This window comes from Paracoccus hibiscisoli (assembly GCF_005048265.1).
Lineage (GTDB): Bacteria > Pseudomonadota > Alphaproteobacteria > Rhodobacterales > Rhodobacteraceae > Paracoccus > Paracoccus hibiscisoli.
Genome location: NZ_SUNH01000007.1, coordinates 1 through 22,084 on the forward strand (window position 1 = coordinate 1; position 22,084 = coordinate 22,084).

The following is a 22,084-nucleotide window of genomic DNA, read 5'->3' on the forward strand; positions in this document are numbered from 1 at the left end:
CGCGGGCGAGGATCTGGCTCTGGCGATACAATGGCAGGTGATCGGCATACTTGCTGACGAGGACATGCGCGAGGGCGCCCTCAGTGGGCAGGCCGCCCTCGATCAGGTGTGCGGGTGCCGGGGCCTGAGACACACCCTCGGCACACCGGCGGCACGCATATTTGGGGCGCACGGTCACGATGACCCGCAGTTGCGCGGGCACGATGTCCAGCCGCTCGGTCCGGTCTTCGCCGATGCGGTGCATCTCACCGCAGCCACACGGACATCCCACTGGAAGCCTATGACTATGTGGTGAACGGAAAATCGGCACTGGACTGGGTGATGGAGCGCTACGCTGTGACTGTTCACAAAGAAAGCGGCATTAGGAACGACCCGAACGACTGGTCCGACGACCCCCGCTACATCTTCGACCTAGTGAAGCGGATTGTACGCGTAAGCTTAGAGACGGTGCGGATCGTGGCGTCTTTGCCACCAGTGAACGAACAGTCCGATTAGCCTACCGTCAGGGCGCATGCGCAACCGATGCAAATGCGCCCTGCATGATCCGGCTAACACAGGAAACGTCGGTGGACTTTGGCCTTTGCAATCAGCCGCCGCATACCCCCAACAGGCCTGCGTGAGGCCCGTGGGGTAGTCCCCTTGCGAAGGGACAACCTGTTCCTGTTCCTGTTCCTCCACTTCAATCCGTGTGAATTCATCCTTTCACAGCCAGCCGCACCTTCAACCGTGCCACAGCCATAGGCGTCCACGTCCCGCGTCCGCTAGGCGTAGGAACGCCCTTATCATTGAAGCATCTGGCAATGGCAGACAACGACGCAGTGCTTTCAGGATCGGCGTCTAGCAGCGCTGGCTGTATATCTCGCGCAAACGCATCTGCACGCCGGGTACGGCCCTGTGTGGCGCGCTGGGCGTCCTCTTTCGTCCCTATGCGTCCAACGAACCGCCCATCCCGATAGGGCCCTAGCTGCGTGCCCTTGGCCTTAGCAGCTGCTAGTGCTGCCTTTGTCCGCTGAGAAATGGCTTCACGTTCCTGCTCCGCAACTAGGGCCATGATCCCCACAGTTAGCCGATTGGCATCCGGCATATCCGCAGCAACGAAGTCGATCCCGGCATCACGCAGGTTCAGCAGGAAGGCAGCGTCTCGCGTAAGGCGATCGATCTTTGCCACCACTAGCTTGGCCCCATAGGCACGGCACTTCTCGATTGCGGCCTGCAGCTGTGGCCTGTCGTTCTTCCCGCCGCTTTCGACCTCGATAACTTCTTGAACTAGTTTCCAACTTCCACCGTTCAAGTAGTCAGCCACGGCCTGGCGCTGGGCATCTAGCCCTAGTCCTGACCGACCCTGGCGATCTGTCGAGACACGTAGGTATGAAACAAACCTAATCTTACCCATTACCTCACCCGGTACCTTATCATTTTATCAAACGGTGGTATCATGAAATGATAAGGCGGCCGAACAGCTGTGTGGGCTTGTAGTTAACAACGATGGCCTGCACAGGGCGCTCGTATAAGCCCACTGACAGTCGTAACGGTCATAAGCTCCCCCGCGGGACCGTAGGCGGTAAGATTGATGGCCTGTATGGGCTTCCTATAGCCTCCTACGGCAGGCATGGTCACGGAATGTGAATCCATACGCGCACTAAGACGATCTTTGGGCGCCCATCTGATCCAGCAGCTGGCCCATCCTGATAATCTCGGCCTGTGCGTCCGATTGTCCCTTGAGCGTCCCATCGCGCAACACCACGCATAGCATGACGGCGTTTTGTTCCCAGTTAGGAGCAATGCAGACTTTCATGGATTGGTCGTCATCGGTCATTTGATCAGATCCTCGTCAGGTTGCATCTGAATTTTCACCGCCTCCCAGCAGCGCCAGGAAGCCCCTACCACCGTCAGGCTATCCAACCCCTATGGAAAGCCCTTTCGCGGCCTGTACGGGCACTACAGAACGCCTGAAGGCCATACCAATCACCGACCGGGGGCAGGTGCCAAGGGGTACCCTTTCAGATACCGTATACAACCCTGACCCGAGCTGGGCGAAATCCATTGTCAAGCTCGGGCGTACCTGCAGCTGTTGGGCTATGGGCGGAACGCCTTGGGAAGGGCTACCGTCGCAGCACGGCCACAAACGACACCTAGTACGATACCAACAAGATCGGCAAACCAATCGTAAAAGCTGCACTCCCGCCCGACATACGGCTGGATGATTTCAATCATCCCGCCAAAGCCCGCAAAAGCAGGAACTGCAACCAGCAGCCAGCTAGGCCGGAAGAAGCTGATCGGGAAGGCTAGAGCTGCAAATGCAAGGGCGTGGTAAATCTTGTCCGACTGTTCGACAGGTGCGGGAACATTGATGATTGGTGTCAGGGTAAGTGCCGCTATGCCCACCGCCAACAGGAAGGTCAGGCCAAGAGCAAGTTTGGATTGTAAGAGCATCGAAATCCTTGAGCAGGTCGCATACCCTTGTTAGGGGAACATCTAGGGTAATTTTCATTATGATATCAGTCAGTTGACTCATTTATAGACTTAGTTATAATAGGTGCCTTCCTTCTCCTTTCCTGCAGCAAGCCGTGTCCCATAATCCTGATCATGAACAACTAGTTGCCCTGTCTGGAGCAGACCCTGAAACACGCTTCTGGCACAGCGCAAATCCGGACAATTCAGTCCCCCTGTTCCAAGAAATCCAAGGGGACGTACCCTACAAGACCAGCCTCCGCAAAGCGGCCTATGACCTGTATGGCCTGCTCCAGAAGAATAGCCCTGCCGTAGCTGAATCCCCAGCGCTTCCCCGTAAGCCAACTGATGACTTACTAATTTCCGTAATGTTGCTATTGCACAGCCTGTCCTATATTGCGTCCCATCCCCGCATCTTGCGAGACGGAAAGACTTTCGATCAGCAGTATGTTGCGATCCCGCTGAACAAGAACGATTTCCGACCAAGTCAGAAGTACCAAGATCTGGCCTACAGCCCGTTTCGGAAAGCCGTGTCTGCTTTGAAGCATTTCGCGCTGGAAGGTGGCCGACCATGGATCGAGTACGTGCCAGGCTTCTTTGACCAGCAGACCAAGCAAGGCAGACGTACGCGCATCGCCCCTAGCAAAGATCTCTGTAATTGGATGCTGCAGCAGGGGCTGATCTTTCCCAGGCGGACCATCAGCACGACCCCGTCTGATCTGACGGAAAAGCATGGCGTGCTGCAAGTTTCAGTTCCGGACCCTGCTGACCCCGATAAGAAAATCAAGTTGTTGCTCGACCGTCCCGCGGTAGGTGACGAACTTGTCCTGCCTTTGCTGAATAAATGGCTGGCCAAGCTCGATGTTGCCTGCACGTTGTCTGACTACGACACCTACACAGCCCACTACGACTATAACCACGGGCATTCGCGGCTTTTTCTGGGCGGGAAAGAGCACTTCCGGCCGTGTTCACGGAGAAAGATGGCCGTGGGGGAAGGCTGTATGGGCGCTGGGTACAGAACGTCCCAAGCAAATTGCGCCAGTACCTGACCATCGAAGGGCAGCCCACCACCGAACTTGATTACCGGAACATGCAGCTGGTCCTGCACTATGCGATGTCTGGAAAGGTTGTGCCTGATGGCGACCTTTATGAAATCGAGGGTCAGGACCGTGATTGGATGAAAGCTGTGCTGACTGCCTCGTTGGGCGTGGCAACTAGGGATGACGCGCTGGGCGCATTACGTAAAAAACTTGTCGAAGCAAATCTGTCCCGTGCAGGCCGTGCAGAAGCACTGTACGACACCTTCTGGGGCCAACACAGCCGCGTCTATCCACATGGGGAAGGCGCAGAAGCGTTGTGGGGGAAGCTGCAGTACGCAGACAGCCAAATTGCCCTTAGGGTCTTGCGCTATATGCTGGAACAGAACGTCCCTGCCATCCCGATCCACGACAGTTTCATCGTTCAGGAACAGCACTGGGAAAAGCTGCACATGGCCATGAGGACGGCTTGGCGGGATTTCTGGCCCCTTACACGGATTAGGATTAAATAACGTTTGCCATATGGTCTTTAAGGTTACCCCGCCCGCCGCTGCTGCGAAATTGTCAAGTTAGCGGATTTGTGTGCTGTCTTTCCGAATGACTGCCGCTACGGCGTCAGGAATTCTTAAGGAATCCTAGGTCCACAGCATTCATGGCCGTGGCTTTAACTGATAGGGATGGACCGCTACCGTAACGACTGCCTTCGTTTGAGCCAGTGTGGCCCATGATAAACTCTTGAACGTCAATCGGCACGGCCGCATCCCGCAGCAAGTCCTTGTAGGTGTGACGAAGGCTATGCACGGTTACGCGAGAATCAGCTTGATCCTCACGGATCTTGCGAACGTGCCGCATCAGGGACTTGGACGCGGCATTTTGTGCCTTACCATCCACATCTGTGCGGTAGCTGAACAGCCGTCCTTTGCCTGCAGGCCCAAGTTTAAGCATGTTCGGGACTGGGATTTCCCGCTGGGACCGGAAGTTCTTCACTATCTTGTTAACCCGGCTCAAGTCGAAGTACTGGATGCCGCCTTCGACCTTGATGTCGTCCCACTCGAGCAGGGCGGCTTCATCCAAGCGCATACCCGTGGACGCCAAGATACCCAAGCAAAGTCGATCCTGTTCCGGCATGAACAAGCTGAACAACTTTTCTAGGTCGGACCGCTTAATGCTCTTGCGGGCAACTGGAGCCCTGCCCTTATTTGCCAACCTTAGTCCAAGGAAGGGGTTGGACTGCAGCCAGCCCTGTTCGGCCGCATGACCCAGCACAAGACGTACTGCGCCGACATCCCGCTGCAGCGTATTACGTGATGCCGTCTTGCCCAAGTCTGCCGCGAAACTACTGCCCTGTTGCGCAGTGATGCTGGCGATATCAACATCACCAGCGAATGCCTCGAACTTCTTAACGCCCCGCTCATAGTCATGCCGCGTCCGCTGCCGCTTGAAGGTCTGCGACGCAAAATACGCCGCAGCTGCTTCGGTCAGCTTCATGCCACCTGTTTCCTTTGCTGTCGCGCGATGCGCTTCCAGCTGTTCCTCAAACTCCTCGTACGCCGGTTGAACGTCATCTTGCATACGGGCGATCACCATACCTTCTTCAGGATCACGCATTCCGGGGTTTGGCAGATGAAGAACCATCATGGCCCGCCCCCTTACATCGTCGATCTGTTCACGAAGATCGTCATCCTGCCACTGGTGAGGGTCCCAATTCAGTCCACCGGGCAACACAGCTTGGAGACGTGCCGCAGCCACGGCGAGAGGGGTATAGACTTTCCCCTTTTCGTCGAACTGCGCGTAAATCTGGCCAGCGATCCCATGTAAACGCCGTTCCGCTTCCGCACGATCCGCCGTGCCCGCGCTGCGTCGTTCCTGCTTACGCTCGTTGAACGCTGGACGAAGGTCCGGGTGTATCGTCACTTGGACGTACCACTTGCCTTTAACCTGGACGAGTTTTGCGGCTGGGTAGGTCATCGTAATGTCCGAAATAATGTCCACCGCAATGTCGTGCGGGCATGAACATTCAACCAGACAAGGGAATCAAGGGCAATAGGTGTGGGTGGCGGAGACGAAGTTATCTAAACTTGCCGCTCAAACCCAGCAATTGCTAGGGGTAATCGCCAAACTGTGCCGCAAATTGTGAACCATAATGTGAACCAAATCTAGTACTATTTCTTAGCCTGATCAGGTGATGATGCGCCTTTGTAGGCGCGTAAGATAGCGTGAAGCCACGCGCGGTCGGGCGGGCGACATACGCAGACCATTGCAGAATCAAAGGCGCTTTGTAGGATTGAGACTTTAGCGGGGCGCAGCTTTGAACAACGTGGTTTTCCAAGGCATTGACATTGGAACGGGGGGGGCGGGCGTTCCTGTCTTCGCAGAGTGCCCCAATTGCGGCCCGACGGTTGCCTTAGCACCCAGAATGCCAGGTAGAATTGTTTTACAAGACGTGCTGCTGGAGTGTCAGTCGTGTGGAGGCGGTGCTGAACCGATCCCTGGCAAGTATACCTTTGAAATGTCCGTATTTCCTATGCTGGCGTCGGCAAGTTTAACCCGACAGCAGGCCCGGCGTTTCCTGAAGAAGGCCGAAAAATCGAAATCACTGGAATCTCTGGAACAAGTCAGCGAAACAATCAACCCGGCCTTGGCTCAAGCGGTCAGTCTCGCCAAAGCAGACAGTAACCCTTTTTCGTCAATCAAAAAGCTATGCAGGATGGTTGCTTTTTTGGGTTCTATTTCCGTTAGGACTTTAGGTGGAATTGGATCTGCGGCTGGCGGTATGTACGCACTTGATGAAGCATGGAAACGGTACAATACTTGGTCTGAATCCTCAACGATTGACCAAGGTCCGAAGTCACAAGCTCATCCAAATCTTCCCGACACTAATGCCAGCCCCAAACGCAAACCCGACCTGAAACCATCGAGCGCCAAGAGCAGAGAACAGAAGGGCTACTAGCGGGAAGTGCAGGATGGATGACATCATTGCCTCCTGGGTCTCGTTATGAACCTACATCTATCTAATAGATGTCCTAACAACCCGTTAATTACAACATGAGCAATTTCAGCGTACGCAGTGTTGCGCGAACCTTGCGGCCACCACGACTACGGGGTCGCCATGAATGGCCTGTAACCTCGAGACAATGTTTTGGATATCGGACACCTTTCTCTGGGCAGATGAGCATGTCAGGCTATCCGTCCCTTCAACAGAGCCCGAGCCCGCTCGACAGGGCTATTCATTTCTCGGGCGGCCACCATCAGCCGCGCCGCCTCAAGCTCGCGGTCGATCCGCTCGAAGATCGGCAGCGCCTGCGCGTCGTGGTCGACGGCGCGGGCCGCGATCATCAGCGCGCGTTCGAGGCGCGCGACAAAGGCCGGGCTGATGGCCTGGCGGGCGTGCGCGGTCACGGGGCGGGCTCCTTGGCGATCTTGGCGAGGGCGGCGTCGGCTGCGAGGCGGGCGCGCTGGAGGTCCGCAAACATCCCTTTCGTGTTCACCTTGTCCGACTTGAGGATATGTTCAGCAAGGCCAGCCATGACGTCCCGCGCATCCGTCAGCGCCGCATACAGATCGTCGGCAGGGGCGACGCGGCGGTGGGTGTATAGCGGGGTCACGCGCCACGCCGTCGCATAGGCAGCTCGCCGCTCGGCGTGCGCCTTGTCGGTGGTCACGCTGGTTTCGCCCTCCCATGCCAGATCCTCGCAGAGCCAGGCGGCGGGATCGTCGGTCAGTCGTTCGGTCATACCCCTGCCCTCCCCCACGGCGACGGCGCCCGGCGGCTTTCCAGCATCTCGGGCCCCAGGTTCTTGCGCACCGCCAGATCGGCCGGCACCAGCGCGATGTGGTGCGGCTTGACCTCGGCGCGGTCGGGGATCGTCACGGCGGCCTTGTCCAGCCAGACGCCATCCTGCCCATGCGGGCGCTGCGTGACCAGGTAGCCGGTGTCCGTCTCATTCAGGATCCGGCACGGGATCGGGACGATGTGAGGGGTCAGGTCAGGCATGGTGGGCTCCGATCCGCATCATTTCAGAAAAATGCGCCCCGTAGACAGCTCGCAGGTACTTCTGGCCCTTGACCGTCAGAACCCATTGGTTGCCCATCTTCCGATCCTGCCGGATTAGATGATGCCAATGCAGTATCTCGATAGCTGTGCTGCCGTGGCTATATCCAAAGGCGGTTTTCAGAACGCCCTGATTGACCACAGTGCGAGGGGAAATATCCCCAAAATTGGCAGACCCGTGGCCTCGCTCAATTTCATGATCCGAAATGATCTCAGTAGGGTTACCCATTGCTAGTCCCTTTCGCTACGGTCGCTCGGGATGGGGGCGGTCGCGCCGCCCCGCACCAGAACGGCCCTTATCGATTGCCGATTTCGGGGATGCCCATCATCAGCGGCACGCCGGTGTGCTGCGCGGCCTCGTCAAGCGCCTCGCGGGCGGCATCCCGCAGCGCGGCGTCGGGGTTGTAGAGGGTCGCGAAGAACCGCACGTCCTGGCCTGCCTTGCGGTACCGGAACCGGACGGCAAGGCGGTAAAGCGCGCCTTCCTCGAACACCGGGATCGCGATCATGAACAGGTTGGGCAGGCGCAGGGGCTGACCGTCAGGCGTCCGATGCTCATCCAGGAACTGCACTTGGGTTTCGCCCGTGTCGCGGTTCGTCGTGACGTTCAGGTGCCCCGTCTCGTGGACGGCAAAGCTGCGGGACAGCTGGACCAGGGTGGAATACTGGCCGAACCGGCCCTGGAGCTGCGCGGCCACCTCGATCATGCGCTGTTCCCAAGGCTCGGCCCCGTCGATGTTGCCGCTCAAGAGCTTCGGCGTCGGATCGAGCAAGTCCTTGGCGTTCTCCTCGATGAACTCGCCAAACTCGTCCTTGGTCAGGGCCTTGCCGCTGATGCCGGTCCACCGCTTCCATTCATCGGACACCGGAAACTGATAGAGGGCGGTGTGGCGACCATAGTTGGCGCTCGGATCGCCCTGCCCCTGCTTCAGGTCCGGGGCACCTTCGCCGTGATAGTCGATGATCGAAACCAGCTGGGGCCGAGGCTGCAGCTGCCCGAACAGCACCGTGTCATCGCCCTTGAAGCGATTGGTCCACTCGATCAGGCTGGGCAGATCGGACAGGACCGCCTTGCCGGTGCGCTGCAGCGGCTTGAACTGTTCCAGGATGGCCTGATGCTTCTGGGTCAGATCATGCAGCACCATGCCTTTCGGCGCAGCGACGATGAACGGCACCTCGGCGTCGTCAGAGCTGGGCGTGCTGACCGTCTGGACGGTTCCAAAGTCGCCCAGGTGTTCGAGGATGGTTTCAGCCACGTTCTTGCAGGGTTCTTGGCTCACAGGTTCTCTCCTTATTCAGCGGTGCGCAGTTCACGGCGGCCGCCGACATCGCGGACCTCCATGCGGGACTGTGCGGGGTTGTGGGTGGTCAGGGCGCCGTCGCCGGTGATCCAGCCGATGGCCTTGTGCTTCGGCGGCTTGGGGCCGACGATCTTGTCCTCGATCGCCATTTCCATCTGGCCGTGCCGGTCCAGCTTCATGTCGATGGTGATGGTGATCTTGCCCTTGGCGGCGGTGCCGAAGTCGTGGGCGAATTGCTTCATCTCGACGTTGTTTGTCTCGATGCGCGCCAGCAGGTCGGGCAGGTAATCGCCGTTGTCGGCAAGCGATAGCAGCTGGTCGATGCTGCGCAATTCGGGGGCTTTGTTCACATCAGTCTCCTTGGGTTAAAAGTTGAGGGCCGCGGGTTCGGGCGTCAGGTCAAACCCGCGCCCGCCGTCCAGCTGGGCCAGCTCCTGATCCATGCTGTAGGCCTTGGGCGTGCCCTGCATGACGGGGGTGCCCGCGCCGCGCAGACGGTTGCTCCAGCCCTTCTCGCGGGCTGTGCGGGCGACGTGCCGGGCGGTCACACCCCATTCCCGGCAGGCGGGATAGCGGGACACCAGATCGTCCGCGATTTGTGCGCTGGTGCGTTCCCAGGTGAACTCGGTGCAGTCGTGGTGCAGGATCGCCGCAAGGGCCATGGTGCGCGGGGTCATGCGACACCGCCTTTCGGCTCATAGGCGGTCCCGTCCCGGAACATCACCTTGACCAGATTGCCGTCCTCCTGGTGCAGGGACCGGATCAAGGGGTGCCCACCGAAGATAGCACCGGGTTCCCCCGCCTCGTGACGTGCGATCAGATCGTCCTTTGTCTCGAAAGACATAAGCCCGGCACGCAGCAGGATGCGGACGGCGTCAACTTCTGACCTAGTGCGGACCTTGGCGCGGAATGCCTCGATCTGCCCCAGCAGCCCGTCGCCCAACTCATAGACACGCCGGGTCATGCGGCACCGCCTGACTGCGCCGCGAACTCCCCCGCAGCGGTGATGACCAGCCCGCGCTTGCCCCTTGTGGCGAACCCAGCACTGACCAGTTCCGCGACCGGGTTCTTCGCCTTGGCAGGCGCGCTGCCCGTGCTGGCGAGCTGATCCAGCAGCTTCTTGGCCTCGGGGCTCATGCCGTCACCTCGGCCAGCTCATAGCCGCGCATGAACCCGGCCACGTCGCCCAGGTAATAGTCGGCGCCCATCTGCATCGGGTCAGAGCCCTCGCAGTAGAAGTAATCGCCAAGGCGCGTGGCCATGACCGGGTTGCGGTGGATCAGGTTCGCATCCGCAGGGTGCAGGATGATGCGCGAGAAATCGGGGATTGCCTCGAAGTCGTGGCGGAGGGGGCCGGTCATTGAACCAGCCCTGCATTGCGCAGTGCCAGCTCGCCAGCACCTTCCCCATTGTCCCGGTCGAACAGGCGCGTGTCGATTTCGTCGCGGGCGAAGTTGAGCTTCATCACCCGGCCCTTGAGATAGTCGAAATAGGGGCGTTCCCCCCGGTCGGCCAGCAATTGGGCCGCCTCGTCCTCGGTCATGGGCTCGGGGGTGAAATGTATGAACCCCATGCCTAGGGGCTGCGATGCGTTGTAGAGGGCTGCAAGTGCCTTCGGCTTATCGGCGTCTGCGATCTTGAACATCGGTTGATCCTCGATCTGTTGAAAAGGGCGGGCCGGTGCGGTTCGCTTCCCGGCCCGCCAGTTCTCCCCGCGCGCCACAGGCGACGGGCGGCGGGGAATGGGGTCAGGCGCGGTCGGCGGCGTATTTCCGCAGGTATTCGACCAGGGCGTCATGTTCGCTGGCGTCGGCCTTCTTGATCGTCTCCAGACGCGCGGCGAACATTTCGAGGGTGGCTTCAATGTCCTCGCCATCATCCAGGCTGAACTTGATTTCATCCTCGGTGCGCTGCAGCAGGTCGGTCAGGCTTTCCGTGCCACCAGCAGGCTGCGACAGGTCGAGGCCGGTCTGTTCCTGTTGCGCGGGCTCGTTGCTCGCCTGGCGGCGCGGCGCGGGCTTGTCCTCGACCTTGGCGCGGGTCTGGCGGCGGGCCGGTTCCCGTTCCCGCTCGGGTTCGATGGTCTGCTGCGTGGCCCGCTGGTCCTCGATCACCGGATCGCCGCCGACCTCGCCTGTCTCGGGGTCGTGTTCCTCGGCCTCGCCTTCGACCTCGTAGCCGCCCTCCGGGTTCTGGGCGAATTGCGAGAAATCCACCTGCTGATCGTCGATCGACAACGCATCGCCCAGCTTGCCGCCGTCCATTTCGATGCTGATGGGCAGATACTTGAACAGCGCGCGCACGGCGGTCTTGGCCGCCATCTCGTGCTGGTGCGCGATCCAGGGGCTGTCCTTCTTGTTGTATTTGACCGCCGTCTTGTAGCCCTGCGACCCGTCGCGGATCGCCATGACTTCATCCCAAGGCAGCACAACAAACGCCTCGCCGTCCGTGAGCTTGGCGTGGCAATAGGCATAGATCGGGTTGACGCGCTTGCCCTTCGGGCGATGCTTCAGGTGCTGTTCGGACCCATACTCAAAGCTGAACTCGTCGCCTTCATAGACCACATCACCGTGGATATTGACGATGTGGCCGGAGCGGCGGGCCAGGTCGATCATGCCCTTGTAGCCAAGGATCAGCTGGACCTCGGTGATGTTCTTCCGGTTGTTCTTGAACGGGATCAGGTAGGCATGGCCGAGAGGCGTGTTTGCCTCAACGCCAAGGCTCGCGCAGGTCATCATGGCCCCTAGCAAGGACAGCGGGTCACACTCGCCCAGCTGGGGCGTGGTCCGCATAGCGTTCGCCATCAGGCGCAGCATCCGTTCCGGGCGCATATGGCCCGCAGCGACGGCGGCCAGCTGCTGCTTGGCCTGATCGTTCACCAGCAACTCGCGGACGTTCGCGACCTGACGGAGGGGTTTGGCGGAAATGGACGTTCCGGCAGATGGGCGGGCAATCTGGTTCATGGTTCGGTTCTCCTATCGACCGCGGGTCAGGCGACGGTCTGGGTTTCGATAAAGGTCACGCCCGGGATCTCGGCGGGCCCGCCCTTACGGCGGCGCGCGGCGGTGCAGAGGCGTTCCATCTCCGCGATTAGCGCATCCCGGCTGTCGGCATCGGCCAGCAGGAAACCGAAGGCGCGGCGGGCGTTGCTGTCGCCGTCGATCTTGGCGGTGTGGACGGTGCGCGTGGCCATAGTGCGGCCCCCGCCGGTGGCGCTGGCGATCTGGGCGCGAACGGGTTTGGCCGCTGCCTTGGTGGCCTTCGCGGCATCCTTGGCGGCTTCCTCGGCCGCAGCCTGCGCGATCACGTCATTTCGGGCCGCTGCCTCGCGGGCCAGACGGTCGGCCTCGTCCTGCTTGCGCTTGGCCTCGGCCTGCGCAGCGCGGCGTTCCTCATCCAGCTTGCGCTGCTTCTCGGCAGCGAAGGCGGCCAGGATTTTCTTGAGGGACTCGCCCAGCTTCGTCAGCGGCCCGGTCAGCGTCTTGAACTTGGTGTCGACGGCGGTGGCCGCGTCCATATGCGGCTGCTTGGCAGCCTTGCGGGCGGCCTCGATGTCGGTGTGGCACTTGCGGGCTTGGGTCAGAAAGTCGTTCAGCTTTCCGGCCTGCTCGTCGTCCTCGACCGTGCCCTTGTCGAGCCACGCGCCGCCAGCGTCGGCCAGCTCGCGAACGCGGACCTCCAAGGCAGCGGCAATCTCGGGGTCATAGGGCGGCGGATTATTGTGCCCGACACGGGCAAACTGCTTATTCTGAGCTTCTTCGAGGAAAGCCAGCGTTTCGAGGCGCAGCTTTTCAAGCTCCGGTGCCCGATCGCCCGTGTTGGCGATGTCTGGCAGAACCTTTGTCTCCAGCTCGTGCATCAGGATGCCGACCGGCTGCAGCGATCCACCGATGAAGCCGCGTCCGCATTCCACGATATGCCGATGCAGGCTGTCGGCAAAGCTGCTCTGCTGTTGGTCGTTCATGGTCGTGTCCTCTCTCAGGGTCTGATTGCGGCCATCTGGCCGAGGTCGATGGCGACGTGCGTGGCCGCCATGTCGGGGATCGAAGCGTGGGCGCCGGTCAGCCCGTCATATTCGCTGGCGCTGATCGGTCGGCAGTACGTCCAGACCGTCTCCGGACGGCACAGGTTGCCATTGCAGATCGCGCGCAGACGCTCGGGGGCGGTCAGCTCGCCCGTCTCCGGGTCGATGTCCTGTTCCATCCAGATTTCCACCGGGACGAACGGGCCGCCGCGCACCATCCGGCGCTTGAAATACCCGCATTGCGGTTTATCCTCGACGCGCGACACGCGCTCGCCTGCCACCGATCGACGCCAGAAGTCGTAAAGCGCGGCGTGGCTGCTGGGCTGGCGGATCATGCGGGCACACGCGCCGGCAGGGCGTCCACCATGGCGTCGGTGCGCTTTGCGAGCCGGGACCATTCGTCCGCGGCCGCGGCATCACCGGCCCGGCGCGCGGCGCGCGCGGCATCCCATGCCGCGTCATTGAGTGCGCGAAGGGTCGCATCGACGGAAAGCAGCTTGCTCATGTCGCCACCGCCTTCGCTTCCAGGTCTTTCATCGCCAGCCGTTCCCAGGCCTCGACGTGCTGGTCGAGGATGGCGGCATCGCGTCGGCCGAAGCTGGCGGTGCCCATGCGGACTCGGACCAGCCGCACGGCGAGCGGGGTTTGATCGTCCCAAGCAGCTACGAAGCTTGCCAGCGCGGGCCGAGGCTCGGCGCGTGGCATCTGCCACATAACCTGAAGCTGGATTTCGTCCTGGCGGATCATGGCGGCGCTCATACGTTCGCACGCGGGAATGAGGTGTTCGCCAGCCCGTGCTCGACCAGGCACACCACATCGCCCGGATGGACCCGGAACATCGACCATCCGCCGCCAGGCGACGTGAAGATCAGGATGTCACCGTCCCGCCCGCCGGATGCGCCGAACCAAGTGGGCTTTTCGCCATACTCGGCCTCGTAGTAGGCCTGCGTTGCGGCCATCGACATACAATCGGGCGGGACGGCGGCGGCGGGGATGGGTGCCAGCGCGCAGGCGGCACAGATCAGGGCGCGGATCATTTCAGAATCCTCCTCATGATGTAGGCCAGTGGCAGTGCCGCGAAGGCGCTGGCGAGAAACAGGCCGGAGCCAGACAGCGGCACAGCGGCGATGGGCGGCAGCTCGTGGTCGGGCGTACCCTCGCCGGGCTGTGGCAGCAGGCCGGGCCGCGTGATCGCGCAGCAGTCGATCAGACCGCCGCCGCCGACAAAGATGGGCAGGCCGCCATGCGAGGGGCCGATGCCACCGGGGGTTGCCAGCAGCGTGCCGACCGGATCGAATGTGGGCAGATCGAGAACAAATGCCTCGGCGGTCAGCGGATGCGTCAGCGACGGCGCGTCAAAGTCGAATTTGGAGAGATAGGCCACGTCCGGTTCAGGTGTGACGTGCAGGCGGTCGGACTCGTCAGAGCGGTGATGCACTAGGACCGGGATGCGGAACCCGATGAGGTCGAACCAGACGGCAGCCATCACAGATCCCCCCGGAGCAGGGCGATGCGGCGCTCGATGTCCATGATCCACTCCGGCACGTTCTGCCAGCGGGCAACGGCCAGAGCGATGCGGAGCGCGCCCAGCTTGGCGCGGCGTTTCACGTCGCGGATCATTGGGCACCGCCTTCCGACATCAGCGCCTGACAGGCTGACTCGGTCAGCCCGTTGCAACCTGCCGGGCGGGCGTCGGCGCGGGCCAGACCTTCGAGAAAGGTCGCAGCGATGAAGAGCACGATGGCGATGGCGGCCAGGGCGACAGCGAGCCGCGCGGGCCAGGACAGCGGCTTGATCGCGCACTCCTTGGCAGGCTGCGCAGCCTTCTCCTGCAGGAAGGCAAACAGCTCGTCGTGATCGGGATCGCCGCTGCTGCGCGGCGCAGAAGGATGGAAGGGGTCAGCGTGCATCGGCGGTGCCTCCAGTCTCGGCGGCAGCGATTGTCGCGGCCTGTGAGATGAAGGTGACATGGACAATTGTCCGCGTCAACTATAAAAAGGACAATTGTCCGCATAGATCGGGACAGAGTAGCACTCAGCCGCTATCCTACCGTGGCTAGCGTCAAGTAGTAGCGCATGAAAAAGCCCGCCGGTTGGGGCGGGCTGGGTTCAATCTGGTGGCGAGATCAGGAGAACAGGCTTGCTATTTCCTCACGGAGGATAACCGCAACTATCCCGAGGACATATACCGTAAGCCACTTGTAGTCGATCTTGCTGTCCAGCTTGCCTTCCATCCTGGCGAGCTGGATCTTGATAGCGGACATGTCCTCGCGATACGAACGCAGGTCCGCTTTCACTTCTTTCATGTCCTCTACCAAGCGATCTACGCGCGCGTCCATGCCGCCTCCTGTTGGGCCACCCCCACCATGTGGGATGTTTGGTCCGAAAGGCAAGCGCGAGACGAAGTCCACGACCCGCGGGTCTGGAGGCGGATCCGGTCTATCTGAGTTTGCCATCTTCCCCCCAAATACAATCGTGTGCGGCTGTCATTGCTTCCTGTAGTTGTTGCGCACGCTCTCTAAGGGATTGTGCCTGCTCCTCCGTGATTTGTTGGCCAGAGATTGTGCGAGAGTTAGTTGCGCTCAGTTCAAACGACAGGGTGCCCACCGTCTGAATCGCATTATATAGATGCGCCATAGCGGTCTGTGCGTACAGAACGTCTTTTTGCAATCGGTCGAATTCGTCCCTGCTGACCAAGCCGCTGCTCATGTTGATCCTCTCATTCCCGACCGCTACGAATTGAGTCGTGCTTCGCCTGCATCTCGGCGCGCTTAAGGTCGATCCATGTGCCGACCAAGGAGCGCCCAGGGCGGATCGAAGACAGACCCGCGTATGCTAACACGCAGCCTGAGACGGCGAGGATCGCGATCACCATCAGCCAGCCCTCTAGGTTGAGATCGTCCACATAGGCGACCATCGTGCCGAACGACATCCCGCCAAAGCCAGCCAGTGCGGTGATCACTCTCAACATCTAGTTATCCCCTGATTCTTCCTCAAGAAAATGTGGTCAACCTATCTTTAGGGCAGTTGCGCACTACGCAATGTTCCGCTTACGTTCTTATGTGTACAATGGGGTGGGGGTTGGATGTCAGATGATCTTGTCGGATTCGTTTCATCCCTGCGGCGCATCATTGCGGAGCCGTGCCCGCGTCGTCGCGCCGTCCTCGTGCAGCGGCTCGCAGAATGTCCCGCTCTTCTGGCGTCAGTGAGCGCCACAGATCTACGGCTTCGGATCGAAGATCAGCGGTCTGGTCATGGAGCATCTCGTCGAGAGTGAAGCCCAGCGCGTTTGCGAGCTTCACGGCGTCGTCGACATTGGTCGAGGCGCGCTCGCCCTTGCCCGCCCGCTGCATGAATTTCGTCACTTGGTCGGTTGATACGCCCGCCTCTTGGCACAGGCGCGAGATCGACCAGCCAGAGCTGGTCAGGGCTTCTTTAAGGGCGTCGTAGAAGCGTCTAGGCATGTGGGTATTTAGCTGGATAGCTGGCTAGCAAGCTAGCGGACAAAAGTCCATTGACATGATCAGGACAAAAGTCCATGTTCGCTGCATGGACCGAGAAAAACTCATCACCCTCATCAAGGAACACGCCGAGAATTTCGGCCTTGCTCCTGCAACCATCACTGGGAAGGCGGTCGATAATAGCCGCCTTTACAGCCGATTGGTCAGCGGCGGTGACTGCACCACATCGATCGCCGCAAAGGTGAGCGATTGGGTTGATGCAGATCGTGCCCGCCGCTCCGAAGCAATGAAAGGGGCGGCAGAATGACCGCCCCTTCAACCCACTGTTTTGATGACTTCTCCGCACAGGGAAACATCAACACAGGAGCCTACCCAATGTCCTCTGGAAAGAATTCCGGCCTATCCGGCCGCCGGTCGGTCATGAGCTATCGCCAGCACTTCGCGATCGTCTGGCAACGGTTCATCACCGAGAACTTCGACAGCCCAGCCCACGCGGCCCATGTGTTCCAGGTCGATGCCTCGACAGCCGCGAACTGGTGGACCGGGCAGAACGCCCCGTCCGGCTGGGTGGTCGGTCGAGCGATTGCCGATCCCCTCCTGCGCGATGCCGCGCTTCACCTTCTGACGGGGCAACCATGAGAAGAATTCTCATCACCTTCTACAGCGCGCAGATCATGGCGGCGCTGCGCCTCGGCACGTTCGGGGAATGGTGGGCTGCTCGCGCAGCGCATCGTTTGGGAAAACTTTCGGGGGAAGATTCCTCAAAATGAATATCCTGATCGCCTGCGAAACCTCTGGCGTCATGCGCCGCGCCTTCGCCGCCCGCGGCCATGATGTCTGGTCCTGCGACCTGCTTGCGGCCGAGGACGGCAGCAACCGCCATATCCGGGGCGACGTGCGCGACATCCTGGACGATGGGTGGGATCTGATGGCTGTGCTTCATCCGCCCTGCACGCGCCTCTGCAACAGCGGCGTCCGGTGGCTGCACACCCCACCGCCGGGCAAGACCCGCGACCAGATGTGGGCCGAGCTGGCCGAGGGCGTGGACCTGTTCGCGGCCTGCTGGAACGCACCGATCCCGCGCGTGGCTGTCGAGAACCCTGTGATGCACAAGCACGCCCGCGACCGGATGCCGGCCAGCCTGCCCAAGCCCCAGATCGTTCAGCCGTGGTGGTTTGGGGAACCGTTTTTCAAGGCGACGGGGTTCTATCTCCGTGGTTTGCCGGAACTGACCCCCACCAACCGCCTGACGCCTCCCAAGCCTGGCGCCGATGACCACAAAGCATGGTCTGCCATCCACCGCGCACCGCCCGGCCCAGATCGCTGGAAGGTCCGGAGCCGCACGTTTCAGGGCGTGGCCGAGGCCTGCGCCGACCAATGGGGGAATGAGGCAGTCAGCGCCGCAAAGGTGGTGGCGACATGACCGTCAACGCCTCTGCCAGCAGCTATTTTGAAGCCATCAGCGGGCAAGGGAATCGACCCGAAGCCGCCGTGCCGCTGCTGCCCGACGCCCCGGTAGCACGGAAGCCAAAGCGTGACGCTGCTCGCCGCGCCGAGGACTTCTACCCGACAGCCCAGCCCGAGGCGATCCGCGCGCTGTTCGCCCGCGACGGCGCGCGAATCCGCGAGTGCGGCACGGTCTGGGAGCCCGCCTGTGGCGACGGTGCGCTTGTGCGCGAGATCCGCGCGATGGGCATGCCCTGCTGCGCGTCTGACCTGATCGACCGAGGATGCCCCGACAGCTGGACCGCCGATTTCTATACCTGCTTTCGCAGCCGGGGCCGGGCCATCATCACCAACCCCCCGTTCAGCGAGATAACCGCCCGCGACGGGCACGGGCGCTGGTTGCGGCACACGCTAGACATGCCGGGCTGGGACTATCTGGCGCTTTTGCTAGGCTGGGAGTGGCCTGCCGGGAAGATCAATGGCCTTGGCAAGCTGATGGATGAACAGCCGTTCTCCTACTGCTACCTGATGCGGTGGAAGCTGGACTTCACCGGCCAAGGTCAAGCACCGCAGCGCAATGCCTGGTTCGTGTGGGACCGGCGCGACCCGCGCGGCAATGGCCTGGGCGATCCTGGGTTCCGATGGCTCGATCGAGTGGACGGGCGCCAAGGGGAGATGCCCCTATGACCACCCCCAACCGCTGCTATTGGGTTCGCGACACCGCCGATCCGGGTTTCGAAATCCTCATACCGATGTGCTGGGCAACCGTTACGGCAGGGCCGGAATTCTGCACCTGTGCTGTTCCTGCCAGCCGAATTGAAGCCGCCGAGCGCGGCCGATCCATTGCGGAGCAGCATGTGCTTCGGATGCGCGACAGGCGCGTCTCAGACCTCGATCATCAGCAGCAGCATTGGAACCAGGTTCGACGCCTGCGCGCGCGGATCGCAGAGCTGGAAGCGGCATTGGCCGAGCGGGTGGAGCCATGAGCGACACCGCGAGCGTCAAACTTGAAGCAGGATGGGCCGTCATACGCTTGCCCGAGGCTGACCGCGATCAGCTCTTGGCCGACCTGGCCGAGTGCCCATGCCGGGCCCCCAAATCCGCCGCCACAGCCGAGGAACGCGCCTGGCTGTGCGAGCAGCTGGCGGAGCTGCCCGTGCGCGTGCCGCTGCATCGCATCCACGGGCTGCGCGTGGCGCTGAATTCGTGCCCATGCACCGGGCCGACCGCCGCGGGCGATACCATCAGAGAGCGCCTGAACAGGGCGCTGGGAAGGCTGAAATGACAGCGCACCGCATGACAGCCGCGCAGCTGATCGAGATGCAGAAGCCGAAGGCGAAGCCGCGCGTGGACCGCGAGGGCCCGATCCATAGGGCGATCCTGGACCATCTGCGCATCGTGCTGCCGCCCCAGACCGTGATCCATCACAGCCCGAATGCCATTGGCCTATCCGGCCAGCAGATCATGCGCCAGATCGCCCTGAACGAGGCCATGGGCACCGTCAAAGGGTTCCCCGATCTGACCTGCATCCTGCCGGGCCCTCGCTTCTGGCTGTTCGAGGTGAAGGCCGAGGGCAACTATCCCGACAAGGACCAGCGCGCCCTGCATGACCGCCTGCGCGGCCTGGGATGCGCCGTGGCCGTGGTGCGCGACACCTTCGATGTGGACGAGGCGATCGCCTCTTGGGGCGGCGTCGATGGCCCGCTGACCGATAGGCAGCTCCGCGACATGATCGTGGGAGGATCGGAGGAATGAGCTATCGCCTCGTTGACATGGTGCTGGAGTCTAGCCTGACGGACGCGACGGAGACCGCCGTGATGATCGCCTTGGCGTCCCATGCCGACAAATACTGCTCGTGCTATCCCTCGATCGCACGCTTGGCCAAGCTGTCACGCTACAAGGACAGGGCCGTTCAGAGCGCCCTCAAGCGGCTGTCTGCGCGTGGCGTGATCTCGGTTAAGGTCGGCGGCGGGCGTGGCGGGGCCAGTTTCTACACCATCAATCCGGCCGCATTGAAGCCCGCAGCAGATGCGCCTTTTCAGCCGGAAAACCCCGCAGCAGATGCACCCTTTCTCGGTAAAAAACCCCGCAGCAGAAACACCGTTTCAGACGACAAAACCCCGCATCTAAAACCAGAAACCCCGCATCTGACGACAGAAAACCCCGCAGCAGATGCACCCGAACCTGTCATAGAACCGATCAAGAAGAAGCAGCCGCCGCCGGAATCGCCCGCGCAGCTTGTCGATTTTCAGCTTGTCCCGAAGCTGACGCAGGCCCTCGGTTTCGACCTGCACGGGGTCATCCCGAAATACTGGATAACACCCGATGCGGCGCTGATCGCGGCACGATGGCAGACCGATCTGGGCCTGACAGCCGAGGAAGTAATCCACGTCGCTGTGCAGAGCATGAAGGTCCACGGCACCCCCGCCGAAGGCCCGAAGGCATTGGTCCGCGCCATGCAGGACTATGCCGCCGCGAAGAACGCCCCCCCGCTAGAACCCACCCAAGGAGGCCACCATGCCCAAGGACGCCAACCTGCCCGCCCAGATCGCGGCGCCGCTGCCGCCGACGACGCCCTACGCGATCGCATCGAGGGAGCCGTTCGAAATCGCAGCCCATCGAAGCGCGGTATCTGCTTTGACTGAAGTGATCATGGACGGCTACTGGCGCGATGATCTGAGCCAGGCCAAGCGATCCGCCATCTTGGCAGACTGGTGCGACGAACTGGAGGACTGGCCGCTGAACAGCATCCAGGCCGCGTTTCGCAAGCACCGGCGTGATCGCCCCGACAAGAAGCCCAATCCTGGTCATATCCTGCAGCTGCTGAACAAGGCATGGGGCGAACACAATGCGCCGGCCGTGCGCGCTGCCATGGCCGCCACGCAGGAGGCGCCGCGCGAACCGATCAGTGCCGAACGCGCCAGCGCGATCCTTGAGGAGCTGGGCTTTGCCGTGAAGCGCGTCGAGCCCACGCAAGACCGCGCCACCAACGCCGAGGTCAAGCGGCAGGTCCAGGAGCTGCAGGCCACACCGGAGGGAGAGCCGTGACCGCCGAATATCAGATCCTGCGCGGCCTTTTCATCCGCGTGATCCACCTGGCGTTCGATGACGCCCGCAAGGAGGTTCTCGATGCTCGTCGCAAGCTGCGCAACGAGGTCAGCCGGGCCAAACCGCAAAGCCGCCAGAAGGTCGAGGCGTTCTACCAGGCGCGTGTCGACCAGGCCATCGCAGCCCATCGCCGCTACTTCGAGAGCAAGGATTACCGGATCGTCTGCAGCTGGGCCGATCTGTTCATCCGCCCCGATGACATGATGCGCGCGATCGAAGCCCCGGAAGTCGAGACATGAGCCGGTTCCGCCTGACAGCAAAGGTCCGCAAGAACGCCGACTACATTGCCCTGTCGCGGTTTCTGGATGATCTGGGCCTGCCCCACGAGGTCGTGCAGCCCAACGCCAAGGGGCACCCTGCCCTGCGCATCACCCTGCCCACCGGCACGCTCATGGATCACCACATCGCCTGCACGCCGCGCGGCTGGTGCAACGCCCCGGCAAGGGTCGCAGCCCTGCGGCGCAAGCTGATCGAGGCAGGCGCACTGGCCAAGCCGCACAGCATCGTCTGAGTTTACAGCCGCAGATTCGGACAATTGTCCGTTGATTGCGCCCACTGTTCGTGAGATTTGTGAACCAATCACAGCCGTCGATTATCCGTCATTACCCCGTCATTCGGAAGCCATGCTCAAAAGCCCCCGCCAACAAGCCTTTTGCGAACAGTACGTTATCCTTCGGGATGGCGCGAAAGCGGCTGTCGCAGCGGGCTACAGCCCCAAGCGCGCAGCCGTGACGGCCTACGAGTTCATGCAGCGGGATGACATCCAGGCGGAGCTGACGCGCCTGCGCGAAATTCGCGACAAAGACTTTGGGATGACCGCAGGCGACGTGCTGCGCGAGATTGCCCAGATCGCCCTGGCCGACATTGGCGACGTGCTGGAATGGGGGCTGGAGGAGGTTCTGGGCGACGATGGCCTGCCCATGACCCTGCCCGATGGCAACCCGATCATGCGGCCCGTTATTACCCCGGTCAATTCACGCGACATCGCGCCCGGCAAGCGCCGCGCGATCAAGTCCGTCAGCATGTCCGAGAAGGGCACCTTCAAGCTGGAGCTGGCCGACCGCAGCAAGGCCCTCGAAATGCTCGGCCGCCACTTCGGCCTGTTCGAGAAGGACAACGAGCAGGCGGGCAAAGCCGCCGCCGGGTCCGTCGCAGCCCTCATTGCCGCGTGCCAGGGCAAGCCCCTGATGCCCGGCGCAGATTGAC

The 22,084-nt window shown here is 61.5% G+C and carries 44 protein-coding genes and 1 pseudogene; 17 read left to right on the forward strand and 28 right to left on the reverse strand.

All coding sequences use genetic code 11. From position 1 onward, the window contains the following. Window positions 1-265, reverse strand: a pseudogene (locus FA740_RS05125) (IS66 family transposase zinc-finger binding domain-containing protein); the annotation flags it as partial. Window positions 266-291: 26 nt separating this feature from the next. Here FA740_RS05125 and FA740_RS20480 point away from each other — a divergent pair. After that, the gene (locus FA740_RS20480) at window positions 292-495 is read left to right on the forward strand and encodes a type ISP restriction/modification enzyme (RefSeq protein ID WP_211243646.1); all 204 of its coding nucleotides are present in this window, start codon (window positions 292-294) and stop codon (window positions 493-495) included. A 199-nt stretch (window positions 496-694) separates the two neighbouring features. Here FA740_RS20480 and FA740_RS05130 read toward each other — a convergent pair whose 3' ends face one another. From FA740_RS05130 to FA740_RS05135, 3 genes are all read right to left on the reverse strand, one after another. After that, the gene (locus FA740_RS05130; protein WP_136855709.1) at window positions 695-1,393 is read right to left on the reverse strand and encodes a recombinase family protein; all 699 of its coding nucleotides are present in this window, start codon (window positions 1,391-1,393) and stop codon (window positions 695-697) included. A 246-nt stretch (window positions 1,394-1,639) separates the two neighbouring features. Beyond that, window positions 1,640-1,816 (reverse strand): hypothetical protein, encoded by a 177-nt coding sequence (locus FA740_RS19615; protein ID WP_169306220.1) that lies wholly within the window; start codon window positions 1,814-1,816, stop codon window positions 1,640-1,642. Window positions 1,817-2,076: 260 nt separating this feature from the next. After that, window positions 2,077-2,433, reverse strand: a complete 357-nt coding sequence (locus FA740_RS05135; RefSeq protein WP_136855710.1) for a VanZ family protein — start codon at window positions 2,431-2,433, stop codon at window positions 2,077-2,079. A 134-nt stretch (window positions 2,434-2,567) separates the two neighbouring features. Here FA740_RS05135 and FA740_RS05140 point away from each other — a divergent pair, with 134 nt between their 5' ends. Together FA740_RS05140 and FA740_RS05145 are read left to right on the forward strand one after the other, a co-directional pair. Then, window positions 2,568-3,500, forward strand: coding sequence for a hypothetical protein (locus tag FA740_RS05140; protein WP_136855711.1), 933 nt, complete (start codon window positions 2,568-2,570; stop codon window positions 3,498-3,500). Further along, entirely contained in the window at window positions 3,485-4,000 is a 516-nt protein-coding gene (locus FA740_RS05145; protein ID WP_136855712.1) for a hypothetical protein, read from the forward strand. The genes FA740_RS05140 and FA740_RS05145 overlap by 16 nt, the downstream gene beginning before the upstream one ends. A 103-nt stretch (window positions 4,001-4,103) precedes the next feature. Here the strand turns inward: FA740_RS05145 and FA740_RS05150 are convergent, their stop codons facing one another. Then, window positions 4,104-5,456, reverse strand: coding sequence for a tyrosine-type recombinase/integrase (locus FA740_RS05150; protein ID WP_136855713.1), 1,353 nt, complete (start codon window positions 5,454-5,456; stop codon window positions 4,104-4,106). A 448-nt stretch (window positions 5,457-5,904) separates the two neighbouring features. Here FA740_RS05150 and FA740_RS05155 point away from each other — a divergent pair, with 448 nt between their 5' ends. Continuing rightward, window positions 5,905-6,438: a hypothetical protein gene (locus tag FA740_RS05155; RefSeq protein WP_136855714.1), complete on the forward strand. Its 534-nt coding sequence runs from the start codon at window positions 5,905-5,907 to the stop codon at window positions 6,436-6,438. 227 nt (window positions 6,439-6,665) lie between these two features. On the opposite strand, the gene FA740_RS05160 is transcribed toward FA740_RS05155, so the two are convergent. The 23 genes from FA740_RS05160 to FA740_RS05255 all read right to left on the reverse strand — a co-directional run bounded on the left by FA740_RS05160 (window position 6,666) and on the right by FA740_RS05255 (window position 16,327). Next, window positions 6,666-6,887: a hypothetical protein gene (locus tag FA740_RS05160; RefSeq protein ID WP_136855715.1), complete on the reverse strand. Its 222-nt coding sequence runs from the start codon at window positions 6,885-6,887 to the stop codon at window positions 6,666-6,668. Then, a complete protein-coding gene (locus FA740_RS05165; RefSeq protein ID WP_136855716.1) occupies window positions 6,884-7,222 on the reverse strand; it encodes a hypothetical protein in 339 nt (112 codons plus the stop codon). Before FA740_RS05165 ends, FA740_RS05160 begins: the two co-directional genes overlap by 4 nt. After that, window positions 7,219-7,482: a hypothetical protein gene (locus FA740_RS05170; protein ID WP_136855717.1), complete on the reverse strand. Its 264-nt coding sequence runs from the start codon at window positions 7,480-7,482 to the stop codon at window positions 7,219-7,221. The genes FA740_RS05165 and FA740_RS05170 overlap by 4 nt, the downstream gene beginning before the upstream one ends. Beyond that, a complete protein-coding gene (locus tag FA740_RS05175) occupies window positions 7,475-7,768 on the reverse strand; it encodes a hypothetical protein (RefSeq protein WP_136855718.1) in 294 nt (97 codons plus the stop codon). Before FA740_RS05175 ends, FA740_RS05170 begins: the two co-directional genes overlap by 8 nt. 67 nt (window positions 7,769-7,835) lie before the next feature. Further along, entirely contained in the window at window positions 7,836-8,819 is a 984-nt protein-coding gene (locus FA740_RS05180) for a DUF2303 family protein (RefSeq protein WP_246053473.1), read from the reverse strand. A gap of 11 nt (window positions 8,820-8,830) precedes the next feature. Next, window positions 8,831-9,190: a hypothetical protein gene (locus FA740_RS05185; protein ID WP_136855719.1), complete on the reverse strand. Its 360-nt coding sequence runs from the start codon at window positions 9,188-9,190 to the stop codon at window positions 8,831-8,833. Window positions 9,191-9,205: 15 nt separating this feature from the next. Then, on the reverse strand, window positions 9,206-9,517 hold the full coding sequence (locus FA740_RS05190; RefSeq protein WP_136855720.1) for a hypothetical protein: 312 nt from the start codon (window positions 9,515-9,517) through the stop codon (window positions 9,206-9,208). After that, complete coding sequence (locus FA740_RS05195; protein ID WP_136855721.1) at window positions 9,514-9,804, reverse strand: hypothetical protein; 291 nt, start codon at window positions 9,802-9,804, stop codon at window positions 9,514-9,516. The genes FA740_RS05190 and FA740_RS05195 overlap by 4 nt, the downstream gene beginning before the upstream one ends. Next, window positions 9,801-9,977: a hypothetical protein gene (locus FA740_RS19620; protein WP_169306221.1), complete on the reverse strand. Its 177-nt coding sequence runs from the start codon at window positions 9,975-9,977 to the stop codon at window positions 9,801-9,803. Before FA740_RS19620 ends, FA740_RS05195 begins: the two co-directional genes overlap by 4 nt. Next, a complete protein-coding gene (locus FA740_RS05200) occupies window positions 9,974-10,201 on the reverse strand; it encodes a hypothetical protein (RefSeq protein WP_136855722.1) in 228 nt (75 codons plus the stop codon). Before FA740_RS05200 ends, FA740_RS19620 begins: the two co-directional genes overlap by 4 nt. Next, window positions 10,198-10,485 carry a hypothetical protein gene (locus FA740_RS05205; RefSeq protein ID WP_136855723.1) on the reverse strand — a complete coding sequence of 96 codons (288 nt, stop codon included), beginning with the start codon at window positions 10,483-10,485 and terminating at the stop codon, window positions 10,198-10,200. The genes FA740_RS05200 and FA740_RS05205 overlap by 4 nt, the downstream gene beginning before the upstream one ends. A 103-nt stretch (window positions 10,486-10,588) precedes the next feature. Then, window positions 10,589-11,803: a recombinase RecT gene (locus tag FA740_RS05210; RefSeq protein WP_136855724.1), complete on the reverse strand. Its 1,215-nt coding sequence runs from the start codon at window positions 11,801-11,803 to the stop codon at window positions 10,589-10,591. 26 nt (window positions 11,804-11,829) lie between these two features. Continuing rightward, window positions 11,830-12,804, reverse strand: coding sequence for a hypothetical protein (locus tag FA740_RS05215; RefSeq protein ID WP_136855725.1), 975 nt, complete (start codon window positions 12,802-12,804; stop codon window positions 11,830-11,832). A 14-nt stretch (window positions 12,805-12,818) separates the two neighbouring features. After that, window positions 12,819-13,199: a hypothetical protein gene (locus tag FA740_RS05220; RefSeq protein WP_136855726.1), complete on the reverse strand. Its 381-nt coding sequence runs from the start codon at window positions 13,197-13,199 to the stop codon at window positions 12,819-12,821. Further along, window positions 13,196-13,369, reverse strand: a complete 174-nt coding sequence (locus FA740_RS19625) for a hypothetical protein (RefSeq protein WP_169306222.1) — start codon at window positions 13,367-13,369, stop codon at window positions 13,196-13,198. The genes FA740_RS05220 and FA740_RS19625 overlap by 4 nt, the downstream gene beginning before the upstream one ends. Continuing rightward, window positions 13,366-13,611 carry a hypothetical protein gene (locus FA740_RS05225; protein WP_136855727.1) on the reverse strand — a complete coding sequence of 82 codons (246 nt, stop codon included), beginning with the start codon at window positions 13,609-13,611 and terminating at the stop codon, window positions 13,366-13,368. Before FA740_RS05225 ends, FA740_RS19625 begins: the two co-directional genes overlap by 4 nt. Window positions 13,612-13,619: 8 nt before the next feature. Beyond that, window positions 13,620-13,901: a hypothetical protein gene (locus FA740_RS05230; RefSeq protein ID WP_136855728.1), complete on the reverse strand. Its 282-nt coding sequence runs from the start codon at window positions 13,899-13,901 to the stop codon at window positions 13,620-13,622. After that, on the reverse strand, window positions 13,898-14,350 hold the full coding sequence (locus tag FA740_RS05235) for a hypothetical protein (protein WP_136855729.1): 453 nt from the start codon (window positions 14,348-14,350) through the stop codon (window positions 13,898-13,900). The genes FA740_RS05230 and FA740_RS05235 overlap by 4 nt, the downstream gene beginning before the upstream one ends. Continuing rightward, on the reverse strand, window positions 14,350-14,484 hold the full coding sequence (locus tag FA740_RS20315) for a hypothetical protein (protein ID WP_277355191.1): 135 nt from the start codon (window positions 14,482-14,484) through the stop codon (window positions 14,350-14,352). The genes FA740_RS05235 and FA740_RS20315 overlap by 1 nt, the downstream gene beginning before the upstream one ends. Next, the gene (locus FA740_RS05240) at window positions 14,481-14,774 is read right to left on the reverse strand and encodes a hypothetical protein (protein WP_136855730.1); all 294 of its coding nucleotides are present in this window, start codon (window positions 14,772-14,774) and stop codon (window positions 14,481-14,483) included. The genes FA740_RS20315 and FA740_RS05240 overlap by 4 nt, the downstream gene beginning before the upstream one ends. 215 nt (window positions 14,775-14,989) lie before the next feature. Continuing rightward, window positions 14,990-15,202, reverse strand: coding sequence for a hypothetical protein (locus FA740_RS05245; protein ID WP_136855731.1), 213 nt, complete (start codon window positions 15,200-15,202; stop codon window positions 14,990-14,992). A gap of 380 nt (window positions 15,203-15,582) precedes the next feature. Further along, the gene (locus FA740_RS05250; RefSeq protein ID WP_136855732.1) at window positions 15,583-15,825 is read right to left on the reverse strand and encodes a hypothetical protein; all 243 of its coding nucleotides are present in this window, start codon (window positions 15,823-15,825) and stop codon (window positions 15,583-15,585) included. A 166-nt stretch (window positions 15,826-15,991) separates the two neighbouring features. Continuing rightward, complete coding sequence (locus tag FA740_RS05255; protein ID WP_136855733.1) at window positions 15,992-16,327, reverse strand: helix-turn-helix domain-containing protein; 336 nt, start codon at window positions 16,325-16,327, stop codon at window positions 15,992-15,994. Window positions 16,328-16,412: 85 nt separating this feature from the next. On the opposite strand from FA740_RS05255, the gene FA740_RS05260 reads away from it, so the two are divergent. The 13 genes from FA740_RS05260 to FA740_RS05310 all read left to right on the forward strand — a co-directional run bounded on the left by FA740_RS05260 (window position 16,413) and on the right by FA740_RS05310 (window position 22,083). After that, the gene (locus FA740_RS05260) at window positions 16,413-16,631 is read left to right on the forward strand and encodes a hypothetical protein (protein WP_136855734.1); all 219 of its coding nucleotides are present in this window, start codon (window positions 16,413-16,415) and stop codon (window positions 16,629-16,631) included. A gap of 113 nt (window positions 16,632-16,744) precedes the next feature. Next, a complete protein-coding gene (locus FA740_RS05265) occupies window positions 16,745-16,963 on the forward strand; it encodes a hypothetical protein (RefSeq protein WP_136855735.1) in 219 nt (72 codons plus the stop codon). After that, the gene (locus FA740_RS20320) at window positions 16,960-17,094 is read left to right on the forward strand and encodes a hypothetical protein (RefSeq protein ID WP_277355192.1); all 135 of its coding nucleotides are present in this window, start codon (window positions 16,960-16,962) and stop codon (window positions 17,092-17,094) included. The genes FA740_RS05265 and FA740_RS20320 overlap by 4 nt, the downstream gene beginning before the upstream one ends. Beyond that, complete coding sequence (locus FA740_RS05270) at window positions 17,091-17,747, forward strand: hypothetical protein (RefSeq protein ID WP_136855736.1); 657 nt, start codon at window positions 17,091-17,093, stop codon at window positions 17,745-17,747. Before FA740_RS20320 ends, FA740_RS05270 begins: the two co-directional genes overlap by 4 nt. Continuing rightward, window positions 17,744-18,457 carry a hypothetical protein gene (locus tag FA740_RS05275; protein WP_136855737.1) on the forward strand — a complete coding sequence of 238 codons (714 nt, stop codon included), beginning with the start codon at window positions 17,744-17,746 and terminating at the stop codon, window positions 18,455-18,457. Before FA740_RS05270 ends, FA740_RS05275 begins: the two co-directional genes overlap by 4 nt. After that, the gene (locus FA740_RS05280) at window positions 18,454-18,756 is read left to right on the forward strand and encodes a hypothetical protein (protein WP_136855738.1); all 303 of its coding nucleotides are present in this window, start codon (window positions 18,454-18,456) and stop codon (window positions 18,754-18,756) included. The genes FA740_RS05275 and FA740_RS05280 overlap by 4 nt, the downstream gene beginning before the upstream one ends. Then, complete coding sequence (locus tag FA740_RS19630) at window positions 18,753-19,055, forward strand: 2OG-Fe(II) oxygenase (RefSeq protein ID WP_169306223.1); 303 nt, start codon at window positions 18,753-18,755, stop codon at window positions 19,053-19,055. Before FA740_RS05280 ends, FA740_RS19630 begins: the two co-directional genes overlap by 4 nt. 11 nt (window positions 19,056-19,066) lie before the next feature. Beyond that, a complete protein-coding gene (locus FA740_RS05285; RefSeq protein WP_169306224.1) occupies window positions 19,067-19,525 on the forward strand; it encodes a VRR-NUC domain-containing protein in 459 nt (152 codons plus the stop codon). Continuing rightward, window positions 19,522-20,415, forward strand: coding sequence for a helix-turn-helix domain-containing protein (locus FA740_RS05290; RefSeq protein WP_136855740.1), 894 nt, complete (start codon window positions 19,522-19,524; stop codon window positions 20,413-20,415). The genes FA740_RS05285 and FA740_RS05290 overlap by 4 nt, the downstream gene beginning before the upstream one ends. A gap of 7 nt (window positions 20,416-20,422) precedes the next feature. Further along, on the forward strand, window positions 20,423-20,818 hold the full coding sequence (locus FA740_RS05295) for a hypothetical protein (RefSeq protein ID WP_136855741.1): 396 nt from the start codon (window positions 20,423-20,425) through the stop codon (window positions 20,816-20,818). Next, on the forward strand, window positions 20,815-21,117 hold the full coding sequence (locus tag FA740_RS05300; protein ID WP_136855742.1) for a hypothetical protein: 303 nt from the start codon (window positions 20,815-20,817) through the stop codon (window positions 21,115-21,117). Before FA740_RS05295 ends, FA740_RS05300 begins: the two co-directional genes overlap by 4 nt. Continuing rightward, complete coding sequence (locus FA740_RS05305; protein WP_136855743.1) at window positions 21,114-21,389, forward strand: hypothetical protein; 276 nt, start codon at window positions 21,114-21,116, stop codon at window positions 21,387-21,389. Before FA740_RS05300 ends, FA740_RS05305 begins: the two co-directional genes overlap by 4 nt. Before the next feature lie 112 nt (window positions 21,390-21,501). Further along, window positions 21,502-22,083, forward strand: a complete 582-nt coding sequence (locus FA740_RS05310) for a terminase small subunit (protein WP_136855744.1) — start codon at window positions 21,502-21,504, stop codon at window positions 22,081-22,083. Window position 22,084 lies beyond the last annotated feature (1 nt).